The sequence below is a fragment of the Nocardioides luteus genome, from assembly GCF_015752315.1.
In the GTDB taxonomy this organism is placed as follows: domain Bacteria; phylum Actinomycetota; class Actinomycetes; order Propionibacteriales; family Nocardioidaceae; genus Nocardioides.
Window position 1 is genome coordinate 4,419,427 of record NZ_JADOVJ010000001.1, and the last position, 20,248, is coordinate 4,439,674.

Consider the following 20,248-nt stretch of genomic DNA (forward strand, 5'->3'; position numbering starts at 1 on the left):
CTCCCGGCAGGTTGAGAGAAGGTCAGGCCTTCTCGAAGCGCAGGCCTTTGCCGCGCAGAGTGGTGATCAGATGGGGCTTCCGAGGGTCGTCGCCCAGCTTCCGACGCACCCATCCCAGGTGCACGTCGATGGTCTTCGACGAGGTGTAGAAGGTCGCGTTCCACACGTCCCTCATCAACTCGTCGCGGGAGACGACGTCGCCAGCCCTCTTGATCAGGGCATGAACCAGGTCGAACTCCTTGCGAGAGAGCGTCAGCTCCTCATCGTTCCGCCATGCTCGCCGGGTTTCCGGGTCGAGCTTGATCTCCTGTACCTCGATCATGGAACCGACATTAGGGAGGTAAAGAGCCCTTGGCAAAGGATTGCACGATATTGCCACTGACATTTTCGTGCCAAGGTGCAACGAAATGGGCATGACAAACGTGCGCCCCCGAACGGCGCTCTCAACCATGCCCACGAAGGCGCGACGAGGTAAAGCGATCGACGCTCGGCGTTGATCGACTGTTAACTACAACGGAATGTGAACAAACCTGCGAAATCGCAGGTCAGCGACACCCTAGAAGGTCACGATTCAGACACGGCGGACGGCGACGGGCTCCACGATCCCGAAGCCTCGCACCGGTCGAGCGGCCAGTCGGCGGGTCTCGAACTCGTCCTCGGGCATCGTCCCGGCGGTGGCCTCGTCGACGATGATCCGGTTGCGGCGGGCCACGGCGGTCAGCCGTGCGGCCATGTTCACGGGCGGCCCGAAGACGTCGCCGAGGCGCGAGACGACGTTGCCGGACGCCAGTCCGACGCGTACGTCCGGCATCCGTGGGTCCCGGCCGATCACGTTGATGATCCCCTCGGCGGTGCCGTAGGCCTGCAGCGGATCGTCATTGACGAAGAGCACCGAGTCACCCAGCGACTTGATGATCCGGCCGCCCCAGGTCGCCACCACATCGGCGCATCGCGACTCGAAGAGCTCGACCAGGTCGCCGATCTTCTCCTCGGTCAGCGTGTTCGACAGCGCCGTGAACGAGACGATGTCGGCGAACCCGACCGTCTGCCAGACCGTGCCCAGCTGCTCCTCGGGTCCGGCGATCGACGCCTCGGCCCGCGCGAGCGCGGCGCGCATGTGGCGGCGCCAGGCGAAGATCATCATCTCCTCGAACGCGCTCTCGAACTGCTCCGAGACCGAGACGGTCGCCTTCAGCAGCTCGGACGGCGAGCGTTCGTCCTCGTTCTGGGTCTCGACGTGGTGCAGCAGCGCGGAGACCTCGTAGTCGGACAGCCGCGCCATCGACTGCCCGATGCCGCGGGTCAGGTTGACGACCAGGTCGAAGCTGACCAGCCCGTTGCCCGCGATCTCGTTGGCCTTGGACAGCGCGTGCACGTCCGCCTCGTCGAAGAACGCCTCGGTGTCTCCGATCTCCGGGAAACCGAGAGCCCGCCACAGGCGTTTCGCCTGGTCCAGGCTCACGCCGGCCTTCTCGGCGACCTCCGCCGAGGTCAGGTTGACGGGCTGCTTCGATTTCGCCACGAACTGATCATGCCATCCGGCTCGTCAGGACCGCCCGTCACGACCGCGGCCCGAGCCGGGCGTGGATCACGTCGCCCGCGCCGACCACCCGTGACCCCTCGTCGGTCGCGATGACCAGCCGGCCGAAGTCGTCGATCTCGGTGGCCACGCCCTCCCAGACGTCCCCACCCGGCAGCTCGGCCCGCACCTGCTCGCCGACCGTCACCGACAGCTCCCGGTAGCGGCGAGCGAGCTCGGCGGGATCCGACCCCCAGATCTCGTACGCAGCCCCGAGCTCGGCCAGCAACGCGACCAGCATCTCGGTGCGGTCGACGGGCGCACCGCTCTCCAGCTCCAGCGAGGTGGCGGCCTCGATCGGCAGCTCCTCACGCGTCTGCGAGGTGTTGAGGCCGAAGCCGATCACCGCGAACGCGCCGTCGGGCGCCTCGATCCGCTCGATCAGGATCCCGCAGACTTTGCGACCCTCGATCAGCACGTCGTTGGGCCACTTCAGCCCCGCTGCGTACCCCTTCTTCCGCAGCGCCGACGCGACCGCGACCCCGGTCATCAGCGGCAGCCAGGGCCACCGCTCAACGGAGATGGAGGCCGAGGGGCGCAGCAGGACGGAGACGGTCAGCGCCGAGCGGGCCGGGGTGGTCCAGCCCCGGTCGAGGCGCCCCCGTCCGGCGGTCTGGTGCTCGGTGGTGATCACCAGCCCCGAAGCCTCGCCCGAGCGCGCACGCGCGGCCAGCTCGGCGTTCGTCGACGGCGTCTCGTCGAGGACCTCGACGCGCCATCCACCCGGTAGCGCATCGAGCCGGGAGTGGTCAAGTGACGGGCGTCGCATCGCGAAAGGTGGCACGGGCATTAGATTGGCCCCCGCACCGCCCGAAGTCCAAAGGAGCACCGTGAGCGCCGAAGCCACCCCTCAGCCCGAGAACGAGCCCAGCATCGACCTGCACACGACGGCCGGAAAGCTGGCCGAGCTGGAGCGTCGTCTCGACGAGGCCGTCCACGCCGGCTCCGCGAAGGCTGTCGAGAAGCAGCACGCGAAGGGACGCCAGACCGCCCGCGAGCGCATCGACATGCTGCTCGACGAGGGGTCCTTCCAGGAGGTCGACGAGCTGGCCCGCCACCGCAGCACCGCGTTCGGGCTGGAGAAGAACCGCCCCTTCGGCGACGGCGTGGTGACCGGCTACGGCACCATCGACGGCCGCCAGGTCTGCGTCTTCTCCCAGGACTTCACCGTCTTCGGTGGGTCGCTGGGCGAGGTCTACGGCGAGAAGATCACCAAGATCATGGACCTCGCGATCAAGACCGGCTCCCCGCTGATCGGCATCAACGAGGGCGCCGGCGCCCGCATCCAGGAGGGCGTCGTCTCCCTGGGCCTGTACGGCGAGATCTTCAAGCGCAACGTCCATGCCTCCGGCGTGATCCCGCAGATCAGCCTGATCATGGGCAACTGCGCCGGCGGCCACGTCTACTCCCCGGCCGTCACCGACTTCACGATCATGGTCGACAAGACCTCCGGCATGTTCATCACCGGCCCCGACGTCATCAAGACCGTCACCGGTGAGGACATCACCATGGAGGAGCTGGGCGGCGCGCTCGCCCACAACTCCAAGTCGGGTGTGGCCCACTACATGGGCTCCGACGAGGAGGACGCGATCGAGTACGTCAAGGCGCTGCTCTCCTACCTCCCCTCCAACAACATGGAGGAGCCGCCGGCCTACGAGGAGGTCGCCGACCTGGAGATCACCGACCTCGACCGCGAGCTCGACACCTTCATCCCCGACGGCGGCAACCAGCCCTACGACATGCACGAGGTCATCTCGCACATCGTCGACGACGAGGAGTTCCTCGAGGTCCAGCCGCTGTGGGCGCCCAACATCATCATCGGCTACGCCCGCATCGAGGGCCGCCCGGTCGGCATCGTCGCCAACCAACCGATGCAGTTCGCCGGCACCCTCGACATCGACGCCTCCGAGAAGGCCGCCCGGTTCGTACGCACCTGCGACGCTTTCAACGTCCCGGTGATCACCTTCGTCGACGTCCCCGGCTTCCTGCCCGGCACCGACCAGGAGCACAACGGCATCATCCGCCGCGGCGCGAAGCTGATCTACGCCTACGCCGAGGCCACCGTCCCGCTCGTCACCATCATCACCCGCAAGGCCTACGGCGGTGCGTACGACGTCATGGGCTCCAAGCACCTCGGCGCCGACATCAACCTCGCCTGGCCGACCGCCCAGATCGCGGTCATGGGTGCCCAGGGCGCGGCCAACATCGTTCACCGCCGCACCCTGGCCGAGGTCGAGGCCGCCGGGGGCGACGTCGAGGCCAAGCGCGCCGAGCTCATCGACGAGTACGAGACCACCCTCGCCAACCCCTACATCGCCGCCGAGCGTGGCTACGTCGACGCGGTCATCCCGCCGCACGAGACCCGCGCCGAGGTCACCCGCGCGCTCCGTCTCCTGCGCACCAAGCGCGAGACCCTGCCCGCGAAGAAGCACGGCAACATCCCGCTCTGAGTGGGGCCCGAAGGGTCCCGCGAAGAGCGGATAGCGCCGAGTCGGCGCAAACGGACCGAAGCGAAGCGAAGCGAGCGAGGACCGGATTGCGCCGACTCGGCGAAAACCCGACGTAAGCCGAACCGAGAACGAAAGGTGGTCACGGAATGACCAGCCCCGAAGAGCAGAAGCCCCTGCTCAAGGTCATCGACCAGAACGCCACCCCCGAGGACGTAGCCGCGATCGTGGCCGTCTTCGCGGCCATGGGGTCGGCGGGCGATGCCCCGAAGAAGAAGGAGCGCTCCCTCTGGGCCACCCCCCAGCTGCGTACGCCGCTCCACCCCGGCCCCAACGCCTGGCGCGCCAGCGGCCTGCCCCGCTGACGAGGATCGCAATGTCATGATCGCTGCGTGATCACCTTCTCTCGGCGATATCTCCTGGTCACCCTGGCTTGGCTGGTGACCCGGGGATGGGTGGTGGTCCTCTACGGCTTCCCGGCCGCGGCCGAAGGCCTGGTCGGCTGGTGGGGCATGGAGTGGGGCGTCGTCGGCGACGTCAACTACTACCGCGACAGCCTGGACGCACTGGCCACGGACGGGGTGGCGGGGACGCTGGTCGAGTATCCGGTGCCGGCGCTGCTGCTGCTCTGGATCCCGTACGCCGCGATCGACCTGCTCCGCCTCGGCGCGGACGCCTACATCGTGGCGGTGCTGGCGATGGCCGCGCTGACCGACCTGCTCTTCATGCTGCTGATCGTCCGCAACCGTCGCGGGGAGCACCCGAGGCTGGGGGTCTCGGGCGGCGAGGCGCTGTGGCTGGCCGCCCTTCCGGCGCTGGGGGCGACGGCGTACGCGCGCTTCGACCTCTTCCCCGGGATCACGGTCGGCCTGGCGGTGCTCTACGCGGTCCGGAGGCCAAGGGTGGCGGCGGTGTTCGCGGCCTTCGCGACCGGCGCGAAGTACTGGCCGATCCTGGTCATCCCGGCCCTGGCGGCGAACCGCGCCGCCCGACGCGGGGTCATCCTGGTCGTCGGCGCCACCGGCATCGCGCTGGCCGGGCTGAGTCTCGTCCTCGGTGGCTGGGACCGGCTCTGGACGCCGCTGAGCTACCAGGGCGAGCGGGGCCTCCAGATCGAGTCGGTCTTCGCGACGCCGGCGATGTTCGAGTGGGGCCACGGCGGACCGGCGAGCGGCTACGCGATCGACTACACCGAGTGGAAGGCGTACGACATCAGCGGGCCGATGGTCGAGGCGCTGCTCCTCGCGGCGACGATCGCCTCCGTGGTCGTCGGGGCGCTCGTCATCGTCTGGTGGGTGCTCGCCTGGCGTCGTCTGCCCGGCGGGGAGAGGACCGAGGAGACGATCGTGTGGCTGGTGCTCGCGACCGTGGCCGCGTTCCTGGTGACCAACAAGGTGCTCAGTCCGCAGTACATGCTCTGGCTGCTCCCCGCCGCCTCCGCCGGGCTGGTCCTGCTCCGCGGCCGCGCGCGCCGACAGCTCGGGATCTGGTCGTTCGTGCTGGTCGCGGTGACCCTGCTGACCCACGAGATCTTCCCGCGGATGTACGGCTACATGCTCACCTTCAACGACATCGGCTCACCGTGGATCACCGAGGTGCTGGCCTGGCGCAACGGCCTCCTGGTGCTGCTCTTCCTCTACGCCGTCTGGCGCACTACTCGGTTGCTGGCCGCCCTCCCCGAGCGGGGGCGGCCAGCAGCCGAGGGTCAGGAGAGGCAGACCTTGGCGACGTCGCCCTGAGCCGAGTAGATCGTGACCGGATCCTTGGCGAACACCGGCCGGCAGGCAGCCGCGCTGAGCTCGTGCACGGTGAGCCCGTCGTAGAACCCGTGGTCCTCGCAGTTCTCGTAGTTGACGTAGACGTCACCGGGCTTGCCGTCGCGGAAGATCCGCAGGATGACGTACGCCGTGACCGGCTGCCCCGCGGCGCAGTTCTGCGGCGAGTTGGGGCCGGAGCGGGCCGGCGCGTCCCGGATCGCCTCCACGAGGCCGGAGGCGTCGGAGCCGGTGATCTCTCGCGAGCCGGTCAGCGACGCCGAGGACGGCTCGTACTCGCAGATCGCGATCGACTCCGGAGCATCGCCCTCCAGCGGTGAGGTCTCCGGCTCGGTCGTGGGCCGCACCGGGTCACCCGCGGCCAGCGGCGAGGCCGTGTCACAGCCGTAGGGGTCTTCCGGCGTCGTCCTCAGCGAGGCCTTGATGTCGGCGTTGACGTCGTCGTCGCCGGGACCGGTGAGGATCGAGGCGTACGCATCGTCGACCCGGACCCTGGTCAGCAGCCAGCCCTCGTGCTCCCAGGAGCCGGTCTCGAAGGTCTCACCCTTGTCGGGCTTCTGGATCAGGACATAGGGCTGCCACAGCGCGAACGGCACCTTGCCGAACTCTGCCGGGAAGTCGCGGTCGTTCGTCTCGTTGCAGGCGATCGCCGGGACGGGCTGGTTGGTGATGTTGGCGACGTAGGGAGTCCGCGGCACGGTGTCCCACTGGTCGCCCGGCTTCACGATGCACTCGGGCAGCGCCGGCGCGTTTGCGTCGGCCCACTCCTGGGGCACTTGGAAGGCGATGTCGTAGCGGACCGCCCAGCGCTTCCCCTCCGCGGGCGCGCCGAGGTCGGTGCGGCCGCCCTCGTCGTAGGTGCCCTCGGGGGCCGCTTCCTTCCCCGCGAACGGCTCGGGCGCGTCGCCGGCACTGTCCTGCTCCCCGACGGTGTCGCTCGCCGCCGTGCTCTCGTCGCTGCTTCCGTCGGGCTGCAGGTTGGCGATGACGCCACCCAGGCCGACGACGGCCAGCACCGCGGCTGCCGCGGCCAGGATCCAGGTGTACCGGCGGCGTACGGGTGCCTTCTCCTCGGCCGTCTCCGTCTCCGACTTCACTGACACGGCAGCCGGTCCGGACTCCTCAGCGTCCCCGGGGATCGCGAGCTCCCGCGGCTCGAAGCCGTCGGCGGCACGGGCCAGGGCGGCCCGGAAGGCCCGCTCCTCGCGCTCGAAGTCACTCATTGTCAACCCCCTCGTTCAATCGTTCCCTCAGCTTGGCCAGCGCCCGGTGCACATGGGACCGGGCGGTCGCCTCGGCGCAGTCGAGCACCGTCGCGATCTGTGCGAACGACAGGTCCTCGTAGAAGCGGAGCACCACGGCCGCTCGCTGGTTCGACGGCAGCGTCTGCACCAGGGCCCACGCCTCGTCCGCGTCGCGTTCCTCGGGGCCGGGCTCGTGCCTGGTGGCCATCGGCTCGACGTCCTCGACCAGCACCAGACGGCGCCGCTTGCGCCATCCGCTGATCGACCCGTTGACGATGCTCCTCTTCACGTACGCCTCCGCCGTCCCGGACGCCGCCAGCGACTCCCACCGCGGCAGCGCTCGGGTGAGGGCGTCCTGCACCAGGTCAGGAGCGTCGGCGTTGTTGCCGGTCACCAGGTAGGCGAACCGCTGCAGCGCAGGACCCCGCGAGGCCACCCAGGCACCGAAATCCGGCTCTGTCGCCTCATGGTCGGCATCCACAGACACCTCCTCTGGCACGTTCACACCCCCTCTACGCGAAGTCTGTCGAGTTCGTTGCGTGTAGCCAGGAATTGAGTTGCCCCAGCACGTCCCGGTCCTATGGTTGGCCGGGTGACCCGTGAAGTAGACGCCCGCACCGACCGCTATGTCGAGGAGCTCTGCGCTCTCGACCCGCTGACCGCAACCTACGTCGGTGTCGCCGGCCACGACGCGGAGCTCCCCGACCTGTCTCCCGACGGCATGCAGGCGGTGGAGGACCTCAACCGGGCCGCCTACGCCGACGTCGCCGCGATCAAGCCGGTCGACGAACGTGAGCAGGTGGCCAAGGAGGCGTTCCTGGAGAGGGTCGGGCTCGACATCGAGTTCGCCGAGGCGCAGCTGGACCGGAAGTTCGTCTCCGTCATCTCCAGCGGCATCCACAACCTGCGCGAGGTCTTCGACCTGATGCAGACCGACACCGAGGACGACTGGGCCGCGATCGGGTCCCGGCTGGCCGGGATGCCGGACGCGGTCGCCGGCTACACCGCGACCCTGCGCGAGGAGGCCGCCGCCGGCCGGGTCTCGGCGACGGCCCAGTATGCGAAGGTCGCCGACCAGATCCTGGGCTGGACCGGCCAGAAGGGCGCCGGTGACTTCTTCAGCGGCCTGGTCGCGCGCGCCCCGGAGGCCACACCCGCTTCGCTGCGCGCCGAGCTCGAGGCGTCGGCCGCGAAGGCCAACGAGGCGTTCGCCGAGTTCGGGCGGTTCATGGCCGACGACCTGGTCCCCAACGGGCTGCCCAAGGAGGCGGTCGGGCGCGACCACTACCGGCTCGCCTCCCGCCGCTACCTCGGCGCGGAGATCGATCTGGAGGAGACGTACGCCTGGGGGTGGGAGGAGCTCAAGCGGCTCTCCGACGACATGGAGGCCACCGCCGACCGGATCCTGCCGGGATCGAGCGTCATCGAGGCGGCGGCGCATCTCGACAACGACCCCGCACGGCAGCTGACCTCGACCGACGCGCTCAAGTCGTGGATGCAGAGCAAGGCCGACGAGGCGATCGCGGAGCTGGCCGACGTGCATTTCGACATCCCCGAGCCGGTCCGGCGGATCGAGTGCATGATCGCCCCGACCTCCGACGGCGGGATCTACTACACCGGCCCCTCCGAGGACTTCTCCCGACCCGGCCGGATGTGGTGGTCGGTGCCCGAGTCGGTGACCTCCTTCGGCACCTGGCGTGAGCTGACCACCGTCTACCACGAGGGCGTACCCGGTCATCACCTCCAGGTCGCCCAGACCGCCTATCGCGCCGAGCTGCTCAACCGCTGGCAGCGGCTGATGTGCTGGGTCTCCGGCCACGGCGAGGGCTGGGCGCTCTACGCCGAGCGCCTCATGGACGACCTCGGCTACCTCGACGACCCCGGCGACCGCCTCGGCATGCTCGACGGCCAGTCCTTCCGGGCCGCACGGGTCATCATCGACATCGGCATGCATCTGGAGCTGACCATCCCGGAGGACAACCCCTTCGGCTTCCATCCCGGCGAGGTCTGGACCCCTGAGCTCGGCCGCGAGTTCATCGGCCAGCACTGCCTGATGGAGGACGCCTTCCTCGATTTCGAGGTCGCCCGTTACCTCGGCTGGCCGGGCCAGGCGCCGTCCTACAAGGTCGGCGAGCGGATCTGGCTCCAGGCCCGCGAGGACGCTCGTACGCGGGCCGGGGCTGCCTTCGACATGAAGGCCTTCCACCGGGCCGCGCTCGATCTCGGGTCGCTCGGGCTCGATCCCCTGCGGGCTGCTCTTGGGCGGTTGTAGCTTCGGGGTTGGTCAGGGGCATTTGGTCGTTTGCGCGGGGCGCCCTTTTTGGTGTGGGCACTGTTCCCGCGGGGCTGGTCTGGGCCGCCGACCCTGCTCTCGAGTATTTCTCGACCTGCCCCGGAGTCAAGGACGGCCTGCGGCCGCCGGCTACGCCGGCCGCTTCGCGGTCCTTGACACCGGACCATGTCGAGAAAGATTTGGCTGGCTATCAGGGGCGGCGGCCCCAGTGTGGCCGGGAGACAGTCGCTCCTCGGGAGGTAGACGCTCCACGGTGAACGAAAATTCATTCACCCCCGGGGAGAAGACGCTCTCCTGGGTGAACGAAAATTCGTTCGCCCACCAATCCGCCCAGCCTCCTCCGTGTGAAAGAGAATTTTCTTTCACGGGCCGAGCCACCCTGGGGCCCGGTCGCGACAGCAGTGAACGAAAATTCGTTCACCCCAGATCCAAGCCCCTGCCCAACCCAGATCTCCGCGCCAAACCCCTGCCGCCGACCCGATAACCAGCCAAAAATTCTCAGCGACGTCCGGTGTCAAGGACCGCGAAGCGGCCGGCGAAGCCGGCGGCCGAAGGCCGTCCTTTACTCCGGACGCCGCTGAGAACACCCTCCCCGAAAGGGTCGGCGGCAAACACCGACCACAAAACACAGCAGCCAACGCGCGCCGAAAGAAGTCGCTAGCTCCGCCGAGTCAACACCCGCTGCGCGACAACAAACACGAGCACCAACACCCCGATCGTGATCCGCGTCCACCACGACGACAGCGTGCCGTCGAACGAGATGAACGTCTGGATGGTGCCGAGCACGAGCACCCCGAGCAACGAGCCGATCACGAAGCCACGACCGCCGGTGAGCAGCGTGCCGCCGATGACCACGGCGGCGATCGCGTCCAGCTCCATGCCGACGGCGTGCAGCGAGTAGCCCGAGAGCGTGTAGAGCGCGAACAGCAGTCCGCCGAGCGCCGCGCACAGCCCGCTGATCGCATACACCCCGACCTTGGTCGCCGCCACCGGCAACCCCATCAGCAGCGCCGACGGCTCGCTGCCGCCGAGCGCGTAGACGGTGCGGCCGAAGCGCGTCGAGGAGAGGACGTACGCAGCGACCGCGACGATCACCAGCGCGAACACGGCGGTCCACCCGAGGTAGTAGCCACCGGGCAGGGTGATCGAGCCGAACGCGATGGCTGAGAAGGTGTCGTCCTTGATCGGGATCGAGTCGACGCTGATCAGGTAGCACAGGCCGCGGGCCAGGAACATGCCCGCCAGGGTCGCGATGAACGGCTGGATGTCGAAGTAGTGGATCAGCAGTCCCATCGCGGTGCCGAGCAGGGTGCCGGTGAGGAGTACGACCCCGATCACCGCCACCACCGGCCAGCCGAGCTCGAGCGTCCTCGCCGCGATCAGCGTCGAGAGGGCGACGTTGGAGCCGACGGAGAGGTCGATCCCGCCGGTGAGGATCACGAACGTCATCCCCACCGCGAGCACGATCAGGAACGCGTTGTCGAGCAGCAGGGTCAGGAAGACCTGCGGGTCGGCGAACCCCTCGTAGCGGAGCCCGCCGACACCGAACATGCCGATGAACAGGGCGAACGTGCCGAGGACGGGGAGGTAGCGCCGCGGCGGGCTGAACCGCGCCACGTTCGCCAGGACACCCTGCGTTGGTGCGATGGTGCTCATGCGACCGCCTCCTCGCGGCTCGGGCCGGTCGGCGTACGGTCGCCGCGCCGTTGCAGCACCGCTCGCGCCTTCGGCGACTGCAGCAGGCACACGAGCACGACCACCAGCGCCTTGAACAGGTAGTTGGCCTCGGCCGGGATGCCGATGTTGGGGATGGTCCGGGTGAGGGTGGCGATCAGCATCGCGCCGACCAGGGTTCCGGTCAGCGAGAAGCGGCCGCCGGCCAGCGACGTACCTCCGATGACGACGGCCAGGATCGCGTCGAGCTCGATCCACAGCCCGAGGCTGTTGGCGTTCACCGAGTGGGTGTTGGCGGCGATGATCAGGCCGGCGGTGCCGGCGCACAGCGCCGCGAAGACGTATACGGTCCAGATGATCGTGCGGGAGCGCACGCCGACCAGCCGGCTCGCCTCGGGGTTGATCCCGACCGACTCGATGAGCAGGCCGAGCGCGGTGCGGCGTACGACGATCTGGGTGGCTGCGAAGACCCCGAGCGCGATCAGCGCGGCCACCGGGAGGGTGAGCAGGTGGCCCGAGGCCAGGGCGGCGAAGGTGTCGTTGTTGACGGTGGTGATCTGGCCGCCGGTGACCAGCATCGCGATGCCGCGGCCGGCGACCATCAGGACGAGCGTGGCGATGATCGGCTGGATGCCGATCACCGAGACCAGGAAGCCGTTCCACAGTCCCAGCGCGACGGAGACCGCGAGCGCCATGGTGATCGCCACGACCGCGGTGCCCGCGGCGCCGTCGACCGGGCTCTTGACGATGTAGACGCACGCGACCGCACCCGCGATCGCCGCCACCGCGCCGACCGAGAGGTCGATCCCGCGGGTCGCGATGACCAGGGTCATCCCGACGGCCACCAGCAGCACCGGAGCGCCGTTGCGGACGATGTCGATCAGGCTGCCGAAGAGGTGCCCGTCCTGGATGCGTACGTTGAAGAACGTCGGTGTCGCGATCAGGTTGACCACCAGCAGCGCAGCGAGCGCGGTCAGCGGCCAGAAGAGGTGGTGGGCCATCACGCGGGCCCGGAGGGCCTTACCCGTTCTGACGGTCTCAGGCATCTGCCCGCTCCTTCTCGGCCAGGCCTCCGGGCTCGCCGGTGATGATCTCGAGTACGTCGTTGACGTCGATGTCGCGGTTGGGCCGCTCGGCGATCTTGCGGCGGTCCTTGAGGATCACCAGCCGGTGGCTCAGCCGCAGCACCTCCTCGAGCTCGGCGGAGATGAACACCACGCTCATCCCCTTCTCCGCGAGGTCGGCGACGAGCTGCTGGATCTGGGTCTTGGCGCCGATGTCGATGCCGCGCGTGGGCTCGTCGAGAAGGAGTACGTCGGGCTCCGTGATCAGCCAGCGCGCCAGCAGGACCTTCTGCTGGTTGCCACCGGACAGGCTTCGCATCGGCAGGCTCGGGTCGGTGGGCCGGATGTCGAGAGCGGTCATGAACTCCTTGACCAGCGACGCGCGGGTGGCGGTCGGGATCGGCCGCAGCCAGCCGCGGCTGGCCTGCAGCCCGAGCAGCATGTTGTCGGCGACGGAGAGCTCTTCGAAGACCCCCTCGGCCTTGCGGTCCTCGCTGCAGAAGGCGAGCTTGCGGTCGATCGCGTGCCGCGGGCTCCGCAGCCTCCGTCGGCTCGACCCTCTCACCGTCAGCTCGCCGGTGTCGGGGGTGTCGGCACCGAAGAGCAGCCGGGCCAGCTCGGTACGCCCCGAGCCGAGCAGGCCGGCGATGCCGACGACCTCCCCGGCGTACAGGTTCAGGTCGGTGGCCTCCAGGTTCCCCTTCCGCCCCAGACCGACGGCGCTCAGCACCGGGAGACGCTGCTCGCCGGAGGCCTCCTCCGCCGCCTCCTGGACGGCATGGTCCAGACGGTCGAGCGCCTGGAGGTCGCGGCCGATCATCAGCTGCACCAGCTCCAGCTGGGTGGTCTCCGCGACCAGCCGCTCGCCCACCACGCGGCCGTTGCGCAGGATCGTCATCCGGTCGGAGATCTCGAAGACCTGGTCGAGGAAGTGGGAGACGAAGACGATGGCGGTGCCCTGATCGCGCAGCCTGCGCATCACCTCGAAGAGCCTGGCCACCTCGTCGGCGTCGAGGCTGGAGGTCGGCTCGTCGAGGATCAGCACCCGGGCATCGGTGTCGACGGCGCGCGCGATCGCGACGAGCTGCTGGACCGCGATCGGATGGCTGCCGAGCTCGGAGCCGGGGTCGACGTCGATGCCCAGGGCCAGGAGCGAGGTCGCCGCCCGCCGGTTCATCTCCCGCCGGTCGATCCGGCCGAGCCGGCGCGGCTCGCGGCCGAGCAGCATGTTCTCGGCCACGGTGAGGTTGGGCACCAGGTTGACCTCCTGGTAGACCGTGCTGATCCCGGCGTGCTGCGCCGCCGCCGGGGTGGCGAACTGGGTCTCGACCCCGGCGATCTCCACCCGACCGGAGTCGATCGTGTAGACCCCCGTCAGCGCCTTGATCAGCGTCGACTTTCCCGCCCCGTTCTCCCCCATGAGCGCGTGCACCTCCCCCGGGAGGAGACGAAGCGAGACGCCGTCGAGCGCTCGCACCGCCCCGAACGTGATGGAGACGTCGAGCATCTCCACCACCGGTCCGGGTGACTTCACTTCTGCCTGACTCATGTCGTGCTGGCTCCTGGGGGATCGGGGCGGCTGCGGCGGGTCGGATGCCCACCGAGGTATCTCGGTGGGCGCGCGCTTCCTTCGCGGAGTTCCACGAGGGAAGCGGCGCCTGACCGAGATAGCTCGGTGAACGGCGTCAGTACTTCCGGTCGGGCAGCGCCTCGGCCGCCTGCTCCGGGGTGAAGGTGGTCTCCACGGTGACGATGCGCTCGGGGACCTCCTCGCCGGCGACGACCTTCTCGGCGACGTCCATCAGCTGCGGGCCGAGCAGCGGGCTGCACTCGACGATGAAGTTGATCTCGCCCGCGGCCAGCGCGGTCATCCCGTCCTTGACCGCGTCGACGGTGATGATCTTGATGTCGGTGCCGGGCTTCTTGCCGGCTGCCTTGATCGCCTCGATGGCGCCCAGGCCCATGTCGTCGTTGTGGGCGTAGACGACGTCGATCTTCGGCTCGGACTGCAGGAAGGCCTCCATGACCTGCTTGCCGCCGTCACGGGTGAAGTCGCCGGTCTGGGAGGCGGTGATCTTGATCTTCGAGTCCGAGGAGATCACGTCCTCGAAGCCCTTCTTGCGGTCGATCGCCGGGGCCGATCCGGTGGTGCCCTGCAGCTCCACGACGTTGATCGCACCGTCCTTGTCGACGTCGGAGGCGTCGGCGTTGTCGACCAGCCACTGGCCTGCCTTCTCGCCCTCCTCGACGAAGTCGGAGCCGATGAAGGTCACGTAGAGCGAGGTGTCCTCGGTGTCCACGGCCCGGTCGGTCAGCACCACCGGGATCTTGGCCCGCTTGGCCTCCTGGAGCACCGCGTCCCAGCCGGTCTCGACGACCGGGCTGAACGCGATCACGTCCACCTTCTGCTGGATGTAGGACCGGATCGACTTGATCTGGTTCTCCTGCTTCTGCTGAGCGTCGGAGAACTTGAGCTCGATGCCGGCCTCCTTGGCCGACTCCTGGATCGAGGTGGTGTTGGCGGTGCGCCAGCCGCTCTCGGCCCCGACCTGGGCGAAGCCCATCGTGATCGAGCCGTCGTCGGCACTTTCGCTGCTACCGCACGCGCTGAGCGACATCCCGCCGATGGCGAGCGCGCACAGGGCGGTGAGGGTTTTCTTCACTGTCGTCCTCCAGTGTTCCCCTGCGGCGGCCAGTGTGACCGCCGTCACGATGCGACTCAGTGTGAGCGTTAACATCGGCGCGGTCAAGCGGAATCGGAAGATCGGTACGAATCGGCAGCAGGTCGTCCGGAACTCCCCATAGTGTGACGACCATGACGCTCACCCTGGCTCCGGAACAGGCGCGCCGGATCGCGGTCCGGGCGCAGCTTCTCGACGCCCGCCGGCCGGTGTCGCTGGTCGCGACCGTCGATCAGCTGACGCTCCTGCAGATCGACCCGACGAAGGCGATCGCGCCGAGCGCGGATCTGGTGGCGTGGTCGCGGCTGGGGGATGCGTACGACCATTCGGACCTCACCTTCGCCCTCGAGCAGGAGCGTTCGCTGGTGGAGTTCTCCAGCTTCATCGTGCCGATGGACGAGATCGAGACCGTCCTGGCCCTCTCCCCCGGCCGGATCCACCCCACGGCGGTCGAGTGGGTGGAGGCCAACAAGAGATTCCGTACGCAGATCCTGGATCGCCTGCGAGCCGACGGCCCGCTCGTGGCCGGCGAGATCGAGGACACCTCCGAGGTGCCGTGGGCCTCGACGGGGTGGACCAACGACAAGAACGTCCTGCGGATGATCGAGCTCCTCAACCGGATGGGCGAGGTCGCGATCGCGGGCCGCCGTGGCAAGCTCCGCACCTGGGACCTCGCCGAGCGCGTCTACCCCTCCGACCTGCGGCTGCCCTCGCCCGAGGAGGCGCTGAAGGTCGAGACGGTGCGCCGGCTCGCCTCGCTCGGGATCGCCCGCCCCGGACGGAAGGAATCCTCCGGTGGCGAGATGCTCGGCGCGGGGGACATAGGCGTCCCGTGCACCGTGACCGGGGTCGACGGCGAGTGGCGGGTCGACCCTGAGGCACTGGCCGCTCTCGAGGACGAGTTCGCGCCGCGTACGGCCCTGCTCTCCCCCTTCGACCGCCTCGTCTACGACCGCGACCGGGCGTTGGACCTGTTCGGGTTCGAGTACGTCCTGGAGATGTACAAGCCGGCCGCCAAGCGGCGCTGGGGCTACTTCGCCCTGCCGATCCTGCACGGCGAGCGGCTGGTCGGGAAGCTCGACGCGAAGGTGGACCACAAGTCGGGGCTGCTGAACGTCTTCGCCGTCCACGAGGACTTCCCGTGGACCCCGGAGATCGGGGACGCGGTGGACGCCGAGATCGAGGCTCTGGCGGCCTGGCTCGGCGTCGATGTGGCCCATCCCTGAAGTGGATGAGGCGACGCGGATTGCTCTTCTCAGCACCATGGCGCGCGCCTAGTGTGGGCAGCGGGGTCAGACATCGATCGAAGGAGATCAGCATGGGAACGCTCAACCCCTACATCAGCTTCAACGGCCAGGCGAAGGAAGCGCTCGAGTTCTACAGCTCGGTGCTCGGCGGCAAGGTCGAGATCATGACGTTCGGCGACATGCCCGAGATGGGCGCGCCCGCCGAGGCCACCGACCAGGTCATGCACGGCTCGCTCACGTTCGACGACGGCCGGGTGCTGATGGCCTCCGACACGCCTCCGGGCATGGACTACGTCGCGCCGACCGCTGGCGTCACCATCGCGGTCACCAGCTCCGACCCCGCCGACCACGAGATCTACGCCGACCAGTTCGCCAAGCTCTCCGAGGGCGGCACGGCCGGGATGCCGTTCGACCTGGCTCCCTGGGGCGACTACTTCGGCCAGTTCGACGACAAGTTCGGCGTGAGCTGGATGTTCGACGTCGCCGGCCCGGAGTCGGCGCCCGCCTAGTCAGACGAAGGTCGAGGTGAAGATCGTCCTTTCGTAGGAGGTGCGGTCGGCGACGGCACCGTAGCGTCTGAGGCATGCTCATCGCCGAAGACCTGCTGCTGCTCGTGCTCGACGACGAGAAGGGCACCCTCGCCTCGTCCTGGGTCCAGCAGGCGTTGGGCGGAGCGATCCTGACCGAGCTCGTGATGACGGGCTCGGCCCGAGTGATGCCCAGCTCAGGTCTCACCCCGGCCAAGGCCGTGGCGGTGCCCGGGCACCGGCCGGACGAGCCGGTCCTGGCCGCTGCGTACGACTCGCTGGCAGCCAAGCCGCTGGCGGCCAAGAACGCCGTGATCGACCTCGGCAAGGGCCTCCACGAGGCCCTTGCCGCTCGGCTCTGCGATCGCAACATCCTCAAGCGCCGCGACGAGAAGATCCTCGGCATCTTCCCGCGCACCACCTGGCCGGCAGCGGACTCGACCCACGAGAACGCCGTACGCGACCAGCTGGTCGCCGTCCTCGTCCAGGGCGCCACCCCGGACGCCCGGACCGGGCAGCTCATCGCGCTGCTCTCCTCCATCGACCTCGCCCACAAGGTGGTCGACACGCGGACGGTCGGCGCCGGAGCGGTCAGGAAGCGGGCGAAGGAGATCGCCCGGGGCGACTGGGCAGCCAAGGGCGTCAAGGACGCGATGGACGAGGTCACCGCGGTCATGACCGCGGTGATGGTCGCCACCACCGTCACCACGACGACCGCCTGAAAACGTGCTCGAGGATCGCAGCCGTGGGGGGACTGCGATCCTCGAGCTCTGCCCGGGCCTGTCAGGCGAAGAAGGCCTTCAGGTCGGCGGCGACGTCGGCGGGACGCTCCAGAGCCGCGAAGTGGCCGCCCTCGGGGAACTCCGACCAGTGCTGGATGTTGGCGTTGTCCCGCTCGGCCAGCGACCTGATGGTCTGGAAGTCGTCCTTGAAGACGGCGACCCCGATCCGACCCTGGGACACCTCCGGCTCACGCTCGGCGTGCCCCTCCTCGTAGTGGTAACGGGCGGCCGAGGCGTAGGAGTTGGTCAGCCAGTAGAAGGTCGCCTGCTCGATGACCTGCTCGGGGGTGACCAGCGAGGTGCCGTTCCCGAAGGACTCGAAGAGCTCGCTGTAGGCCAGCGTCCCCACCGGTGAGTCGGCCAGCGCCGCGCCGATGGTCTGCGGACGGGAGCCGTTCATGGCGTTGTAGCCGCCGACCGACTGGAACCACTGCATGTGCTCCAGCGCCGCGTACTCCTTCGGGCCGAAGCCCTCGAACTCGCTCGGGTCGCCGGACGGGAACGAGAAGAGCTGCAGGACGTGCGCGCCGAGGAAGCCCTCCGGGTTCAGGATCGCCAGCTCGCGGCCGACCATCGCGCCGCCGTCGCTGCCGTGCACCCCGTAGGAGTCGTAGCCGAGCCGGCGCATGAGGACGTCGTACGCCTCGGCGACCCGCTTCATCGTCCAGCCGGTGTCGACGACCGGCGTCGAGAGCCCGAAGCCCGGCATCTCCGGGATCACCAGGTGGAACTCGTCGGTCAGGGAGTCGATCATCGGGAGGAACTCCAGGAACGAGCCCGGGTAGGTGTGGGCGAGCAGCAGCGCCTTGGCGTCCGGGTTCGAGGAGGGTACGTGGACGAAGTGGATGACCTGGCCGTCGATCTCGGTCAGGTGGTTCGGCACCGCGTTGATGCGCTCCTCGACCGCCCGCCAGTCGAAGCTCTTCCAGCGCTCGACCATGTCGGCGAGGTAGGCCGTCGGGGTGCCGTAGTCCCAGGAGTCACCGGGCACGGCCGGGGCGAACCGGGTGCGGTCCAGGCGGGCGCGGAGGTCGTCGAGGTCGGCCTGCGGGAACTCGACGGTGACGGTGCTGATCTCGGCCTTGATCTGGTTGCTGACCTGGGTGTTCATGACTTCTCCTTGGTGGTTTCCGACCTTGTGAGACCTACGTTATGAACGGTTCCGGCAAGCCTGATTCCGGAATTTCGCTGGCTCGAGAATTTCTTTTGGAGCACTCTGAGTCCGTGCTGGAAACCTCCGCGAGACTCCTTGCGCTCCTGGGCCTGCTGCAGTCCTCGGCCGGCTGGACCGGCATCGACCTGGCCACCCGTCTGGACGTCTCCGAGCGCACCGTGCGCAACGACATGACCAAGCTCCGCGAGCTCGGCTATCCGGTGGAGTCCGTGCGCGGCCCGGGCGGCCGCTACCGGCTCGGTGCCGGCGGCAACCTCCCGCCGCTGCTCCTCGACGACGAGGAGGCCGTCGCGGTCGCCGTCGGGCTCCGGGCCGCGACCGGCATCGCCGGGGTGGCCGAGACCAGTGCCCGGGCGCTCGCCAAGCTCGACCAGGTCCTCCCCGACCACCTGCGCCGCAAGCTGGCCGCGGTGGTCGACGCCATGGAGGCCGGTCCGGTCAACACCGACAGCAACGTCCCCGACCCGGACGTCGACGCCGGCACCCTGCAGGCGCTGGCGACCGCGATCCGCGACGGTCAGGGCGTACGCGCCGACTACCGCGACGAGCCGATCGAGGTCGAGCCCTACCGGCTGATCTCCTGGCAGCGCCGCTGGTACCTCGTCGCCCGCGACCCCCGCGCCGACGCCTGGCTGTCGCTGCGCGTCGACTGGCTGCGCCTCAAGGTCCCCGGCGGCCGCCCGTTCCGTCCGAGCGACCCGGGCTTCGACCTGACCGAGTTCGTCGTACGCGAGGTCGCGCGCACCGGCTGGGCCGTCCACGCCCGCCTGGTCATCGCCGCCCCCGCCGACGAGGTCATCGCCCGCATCAACCCCGCCGTCGGCACCGTCGAGCCGATCGCCCCCGACCGCAGCGTCCTGGTCACCGGTGGCGACAGCCTCGAGGTCGTGGCCGTCTGGATCGGCATGCTCGGCCTCGACTTCACCGTCGAGTCACCCGCGGAGCTCCGCGACCACCTCGAGATCCTCGCGAAGCGCTACGCCTCCGCGATCACCCCACCCGAATGACGACGCCGTGCTGATCGCGGAGGACCTCGTGCTGCTCATGCTCGAGGACCTCAGCGGGCGCCCGGTCGGCGGGCTCGACATGGGGACGCTCGACCTCCTGGTGGGCGGTGCGCTGGTATCCGAGCTGGCGCTGTCCGGTGCGGTCCACCTGGTGGCGGAGCCCGTCGGCGGCACCATGGAGGTCCATCCGACCGGAGTCCGCGTTCCCGCAGATCCCTGCCTCCAACGCTCGCTCGTGCTCGCCGGCGGGCGAGCCCGCCCCGCTCCCCTGGTCAGGAGCTGCGGCATCCAGATGTTCGCGCATCTCGCCGACCGCCTCGTGCACCGCGGCCTGCTGCGTGGCGAGACGGAGCGGCGCCACCTCATCACCCGGACCATCTGGCCCGCCACCGAGATCAGCTACAAGCAGGACGTACGCCACCACCTCACCGCCGCCCTGTTCCACGGCGCGCAGCCGAGCCGACGCACGGCAACCTTGATCGGCCTCATCGCCGCCGCCGACCAGGTCGACCTGTTCTTTCCCTCCGCCACCGTGCCCCTGACCGAGGTCAGACGCCGCGCGGATCACATCGCTGCGGGCGACTGGGCCGCGACCACCGTACGCGGGATCCTCCGAGCCTCCCGCAGGCGCCGTGACTGGTTCGGCTGGGGCGACGGCGGCGGCGACGGTGGAGGCTTCTTCGGTGGAGACGGCGGGGGTGGCGGCGACGGCGGGGGTGGCGGCGGCGACGGCGGTGGTGGTGGTGGGGGCTGA

Annotated in this window: 19 protein-coding genes; 9 read left to right on the forward strand and 10 right to left on the reverse strand. The window is 69.1% G+C overall.

What is annotated here, in order from left to right:
• Positions 1-22 precede the first annotated feature (22 nt).
• The 3 genes from HD557_RS21200 to HD557_RS21210 form a co-directional block, all read right to left on the reverse strand.
• Entirely contained in the window at positions 23-322 is a 300-nt protein-coding gene (locus HD557_RS21200) for a winged helix-turn-helix domain-containing protein (protein ID WP_040757211.1), read from the reverse strand.
• 249 nt (positions 323-571) lie between these two features.
• The gene (locus HD557_RS21205) at positions 572-1,522 is read right to left on the reverse strand and encodes an adenylate/guanylate cyclase domain-containing protein (protein ID WP_008363499.1); all 951 of its coding nucleotides are present in this window, start codon (positions 1,520-1,522) and stop codon (positions 572-574) included.
• A gap of 37 nt (positions 1,523-1,559) precedes the next feature.
• On the reverse strand, positions 1,560-2,348 hold the full coding sequence (locus tag HD557_RS21210; protein ID WP_196875349.1) for a biotin--[acetyl-CoA-carboxylase] ligase: 789 nt from the start codon (positions 2,346-2,348) through the stop codon (positions 1,560-1,562).
• Positions 2,349-2,409: 61 nt separating this feature from the next.
• On the opposite strand from HD557_RS21210, the gene HD557_RS21215 reads away from it, so the two are divergent.
• The 3 genes from HD557_RS21215 to HD557_RS21225 all read left to right on the forward strand — a co-directional run bounded on the left by HD557_RS21215 (position 2,410) and on the right by HD557_RS21225 (position 5,765).
• Positions 2,410-4,029, forward strand: a complete 1,620-nt coding sequence (locus HD557_RS21215) for an acyl-CoA carboxylase subunit beta (protein WP_196875350.1) — start codon at positions 2,410-2,412, stop codon at positions 4,027-4,029.
• Between the two features lie 146 nt (positions 4,030-4,175).
• Entirely contained in the window at positions 4,176-4,391 is a 216-nt protein-coding gene (locus HD557_RS21220; RefSeq protein WP_196875351.1) for an acyl-CoA carboxylase epsilon subunit, read from the forward strand.
• 27 nt (positions 4,392-4,418) lie between these two features.
• A complete protein-coding gene (locus tag HD557_RS21225; RefSeq protein ID WP_196875352.1) occupies positions 4,419-5,765 on the forward strand; it encodes a hypothetical protein in 1,347 nt (448 codons plus the stop codon).
• Here HD557_RS21225 and HD557_RS21230 read toward each other — a convergent pair.
• Both HD557_RS21230 and HD557_RS21235 read right to left on the reverse strand, forming a co-directional pair.
• Entirely contained in the window at positions 5,732-7,024 is a 1,293-nt protein-coding gene (locus tag HD557_RS21230) for a hypothetical protein (protein ID WP_196875353.1), read from the reverse strand. The genes HD557_RS21225 and HD557_RS21230 overlap by 34 nt on opposite strands.
• Positions 7,017-7,526 carry a SigE family RNA polymerase sigma factor gene (locus HD557_RS21235; RefSeq protein WP_040757209.1) on the reverse strand — a complete coding sequence of 170 codons (510 nt, stop codon included), beginning with the start codon at positions 7,524-7,526 and terminating at the stop codon, positions 7,017-7,019. The genes HD557_RS21230 and HD557_RS21235 overlap by 8 nt, the downstream gene beginning before the upstream one ends.
• 111 nt (positions 7,527-7,637) lie before the next feature.
• Here HD557_RS21235 and HD557_RS21240 point away from each other — a divergent pair, with 111 nt between their 5' ends.
• On the forward strand, positions 7,638-9,317 hold the full coding sequence (locus HD557_RS21240; protein ID WP_196875354.1) for a DUF885 domain-containing protein: 1,680 nt from the start codon (positions 7,638-7,640) through the stop codon (positions 9,315-9,317).
• 678 nt (positions 9,318-9,995) lie between these two features.
• Here HD557_RS21240 and yjfF read toward each other — a convergent pair.
• From yjfF to HD557_RS21260, 4 genes are all read right to left on the reverse strand, one after another.
• Positions 9,996-10,994: a galactofuranose ABC transporter, permease protein YjfF gene (gene yjfF / locus HD557_RS21245; protein ID WP_196875355.1), complete on the reverse strand. Its 999-nt coding sequence runs from the start codon at positions 10,992-10,994 to the stop codon at positions 9,996-9,998.
• On the reverse strand, positions 10,991-12,058 hold the full coding sequence (locus HD557_RS21250) for an ABC transporter permease (RefSeq protein ID WP_196875356.1): 1,068 nt from the start codon (positions 12,056-12,058) through the stop codon (positions 10,991-10,993). Before HD557_RS21250 ends, yjfF begins: the two co-directional genes overlap by 4 nt.
• Positions 12,051-13,625 carry a sugar ABC transporter ATP-binding protein gene (locus HD557_RS21255; RefSeq protein ID WP_196875357.1) on the reverse strand — a complete coding sequence of 525 codons (1,575 nt, stop codon included), beginning with the start codon at positions 13,623-13,625 and terminating at the stop codon, positions 12,051-12,053. The genes HD557_RS21250 and HD557_RS21255 overlap by 8 nt, the downstream gene beginning before the upstream one ends.
• 136 nt (positions 13,626-13,761) lie before the next feature.
• Positions 13,762-14,739, reverse strand: coding sequence for an ABC transporter substrate-binding protein (locus HD557_RS21260; protein WP_196875358.1), 978 nt, complete (start codon positions 14,737-14,739; stop codon positions 13,762-13,764).
• Positions 14,740-14,891: 152 nt separating this feature from the next.
• On the opposite strand from HD557_RS21260, the gene HD557_RS21265 reads away from it, so the two are divergent.
• From HD557_RS21265 to HD557_RS21275, 3 genes are all read left to right on the forward strand, one after another.
• Positions 14,892-15,983: a DNA glycosylase AlkZ-like family protein gene (locus HD557_RS21265; RefSeq protein ID WP_196875359.1), complete on the forward strand. Its 1,092-nt coding sequence runs from the start codon at positions 14,892-14,894 to the stop codon at positions 15,981-15,983.
• A 92-nt stretch (positions 15,984-16,075) separates the two neighbouring features.
• Complete coding sequence (locus HD557_RS21270; RefSeq protein WP_008363484.1) at positions 16,076-16,513, forward strand: VOC family protein; 438 nt, start codon at positions 16,076-16,078, stop codon at positions 16,511-16,513.
• A 74-nt stretch (positions 16,514-16,587) separates the two neighbouring features.
• Positions 16,588-17,253, forward strand: a complete 666-nt coding sequence (locus tag HD557_RS21275) for a GOLPH3/VPS74 family protein (protein WP_196875360.1) — start codon at positions 16,588-16,590, stop codon at positions 17,251-17,253.
• A 61-nt stretch (positions 17,254-17,314) separates the two neighbouring features.
• Here HD557_RS21275 and HD557_RS21280 read toward each other — a convergent pair whose 3' ends face one another.
• On the reverse strand, positions 17,315-18,424 hold the full coding sequence (locus HD557_RS21280; protein WP_196875361.1) for an epoxide hydrolase family protein: 1,110 nt from the start codon (positions 18,422-18,424) through the stop codon (positions 17,315-17,317).
• 113 nt (positions 18,425-18,537) lie between these two features.
• On the opposite strand from HD557_RS21280, the gene HD557_RS21285 reads away from it, so the two are divergent.
• Entirely contained in the window at positions 18,538-19,494 is a 957-nt protein-coding gene (locus HD557_RS21285; RefSeq protein WP_196875362.1) for a helix-turn-helix transcriptional regulator, read from the forward strand.
• 7 nt (positions 19,495-19,501) lie between these two features.
• Positions 19,502-20,248 (forward strand): GOLPH3/VPS74 family protein, encoded by a 747-nt coding sequence (locus HD557_RS21290; protein WP_196875363.1) that lies wholly within the window; start codon positions 19,502-19,504, stop codon positions 20,246-20,248.

Excerpts from the sequence above, each read along its gene's own strand:
- HD557_RS21200 (WP_040757211.1), bottom strand. The coding sequence starts at position 322 with ATGATCGAGGTACAGGAGATCAAGCTCGACCCGGAAACCCGGCGAGCA.
- HD557_RS21210 (WP_196875349.1), bottom strand. The coding sequence starts at position 2,348 with ATGCGACGCCCGTCACTTGACCACTCCCGGCTCGATGCGCTACCGGGT.
- HD557_RS21220 (WP_196875351.1), top strand. The coding sequence starts at position 4,176 with ATGACCAGCCCCGAAGAGCAGAAGCCCCTGCTCAAGGTCATCGACCAG.
- HD557_RS21230 (WP_196875353.1), bottom strand. The coding sequence starts at position 7,024 with ATGAGTGACTTCGAGCGCGAGGAGCGGGCCTTCCGGGCCGCCCTGGCC.
- yjfF (WP_196875355.1), bottom strand. The coding sequence starts at position 10,994 with ATGAGCACCATCGCACCAACGCAGGGTGTCCTGGCGAACGTGGCGCGG.
- HD557_RS21250 (WP_196875356.1), bottom strand. The coding sequence starts at position 12,058 with ATGCCTGAGACCGTCAGAACGGGTAAGGCCCTCCGGGCCCGCGTGATG.
- HD557_RS21255 (WP_196875357.1), bottom strand. The coding sequence starts at position 13,625 with ATGAGTCAGGCAGAAGTGAAGTCACCCGGACCGGTGGTGGAGATGCTC.
- HD557_RS21265 (WP_196875359.1), top strand. The coding sequence starts at position 14,892 with ATGACGCTCACCCTGGCTCCGGAACAGGCGCGCCGGATCGCGGTCCGG.
- HD557_RS21270 (WP_008363484.1), top strand. The coding sequence starts at position 16,076 with ATGGGAACGCTCAACCCCTACATCAGCTTCAACGGCCAGGCGAAGGAA.
- HD557_RS21275 (WP_196875360.1), top strand. The coding sequence starts at position 16,588 with ATGCTCATCGCCGAAGACCTGCTGCTGCTCGTGCTCGACGACGAGAAG.
- HD557_RS21280 (WP_196875361.1), bottom strand. The coding sequence starts at position 18,424 with ATGAACACCCAGGTCAGCAACCAGATCAAGGCCGAGATCAGCACCGTC.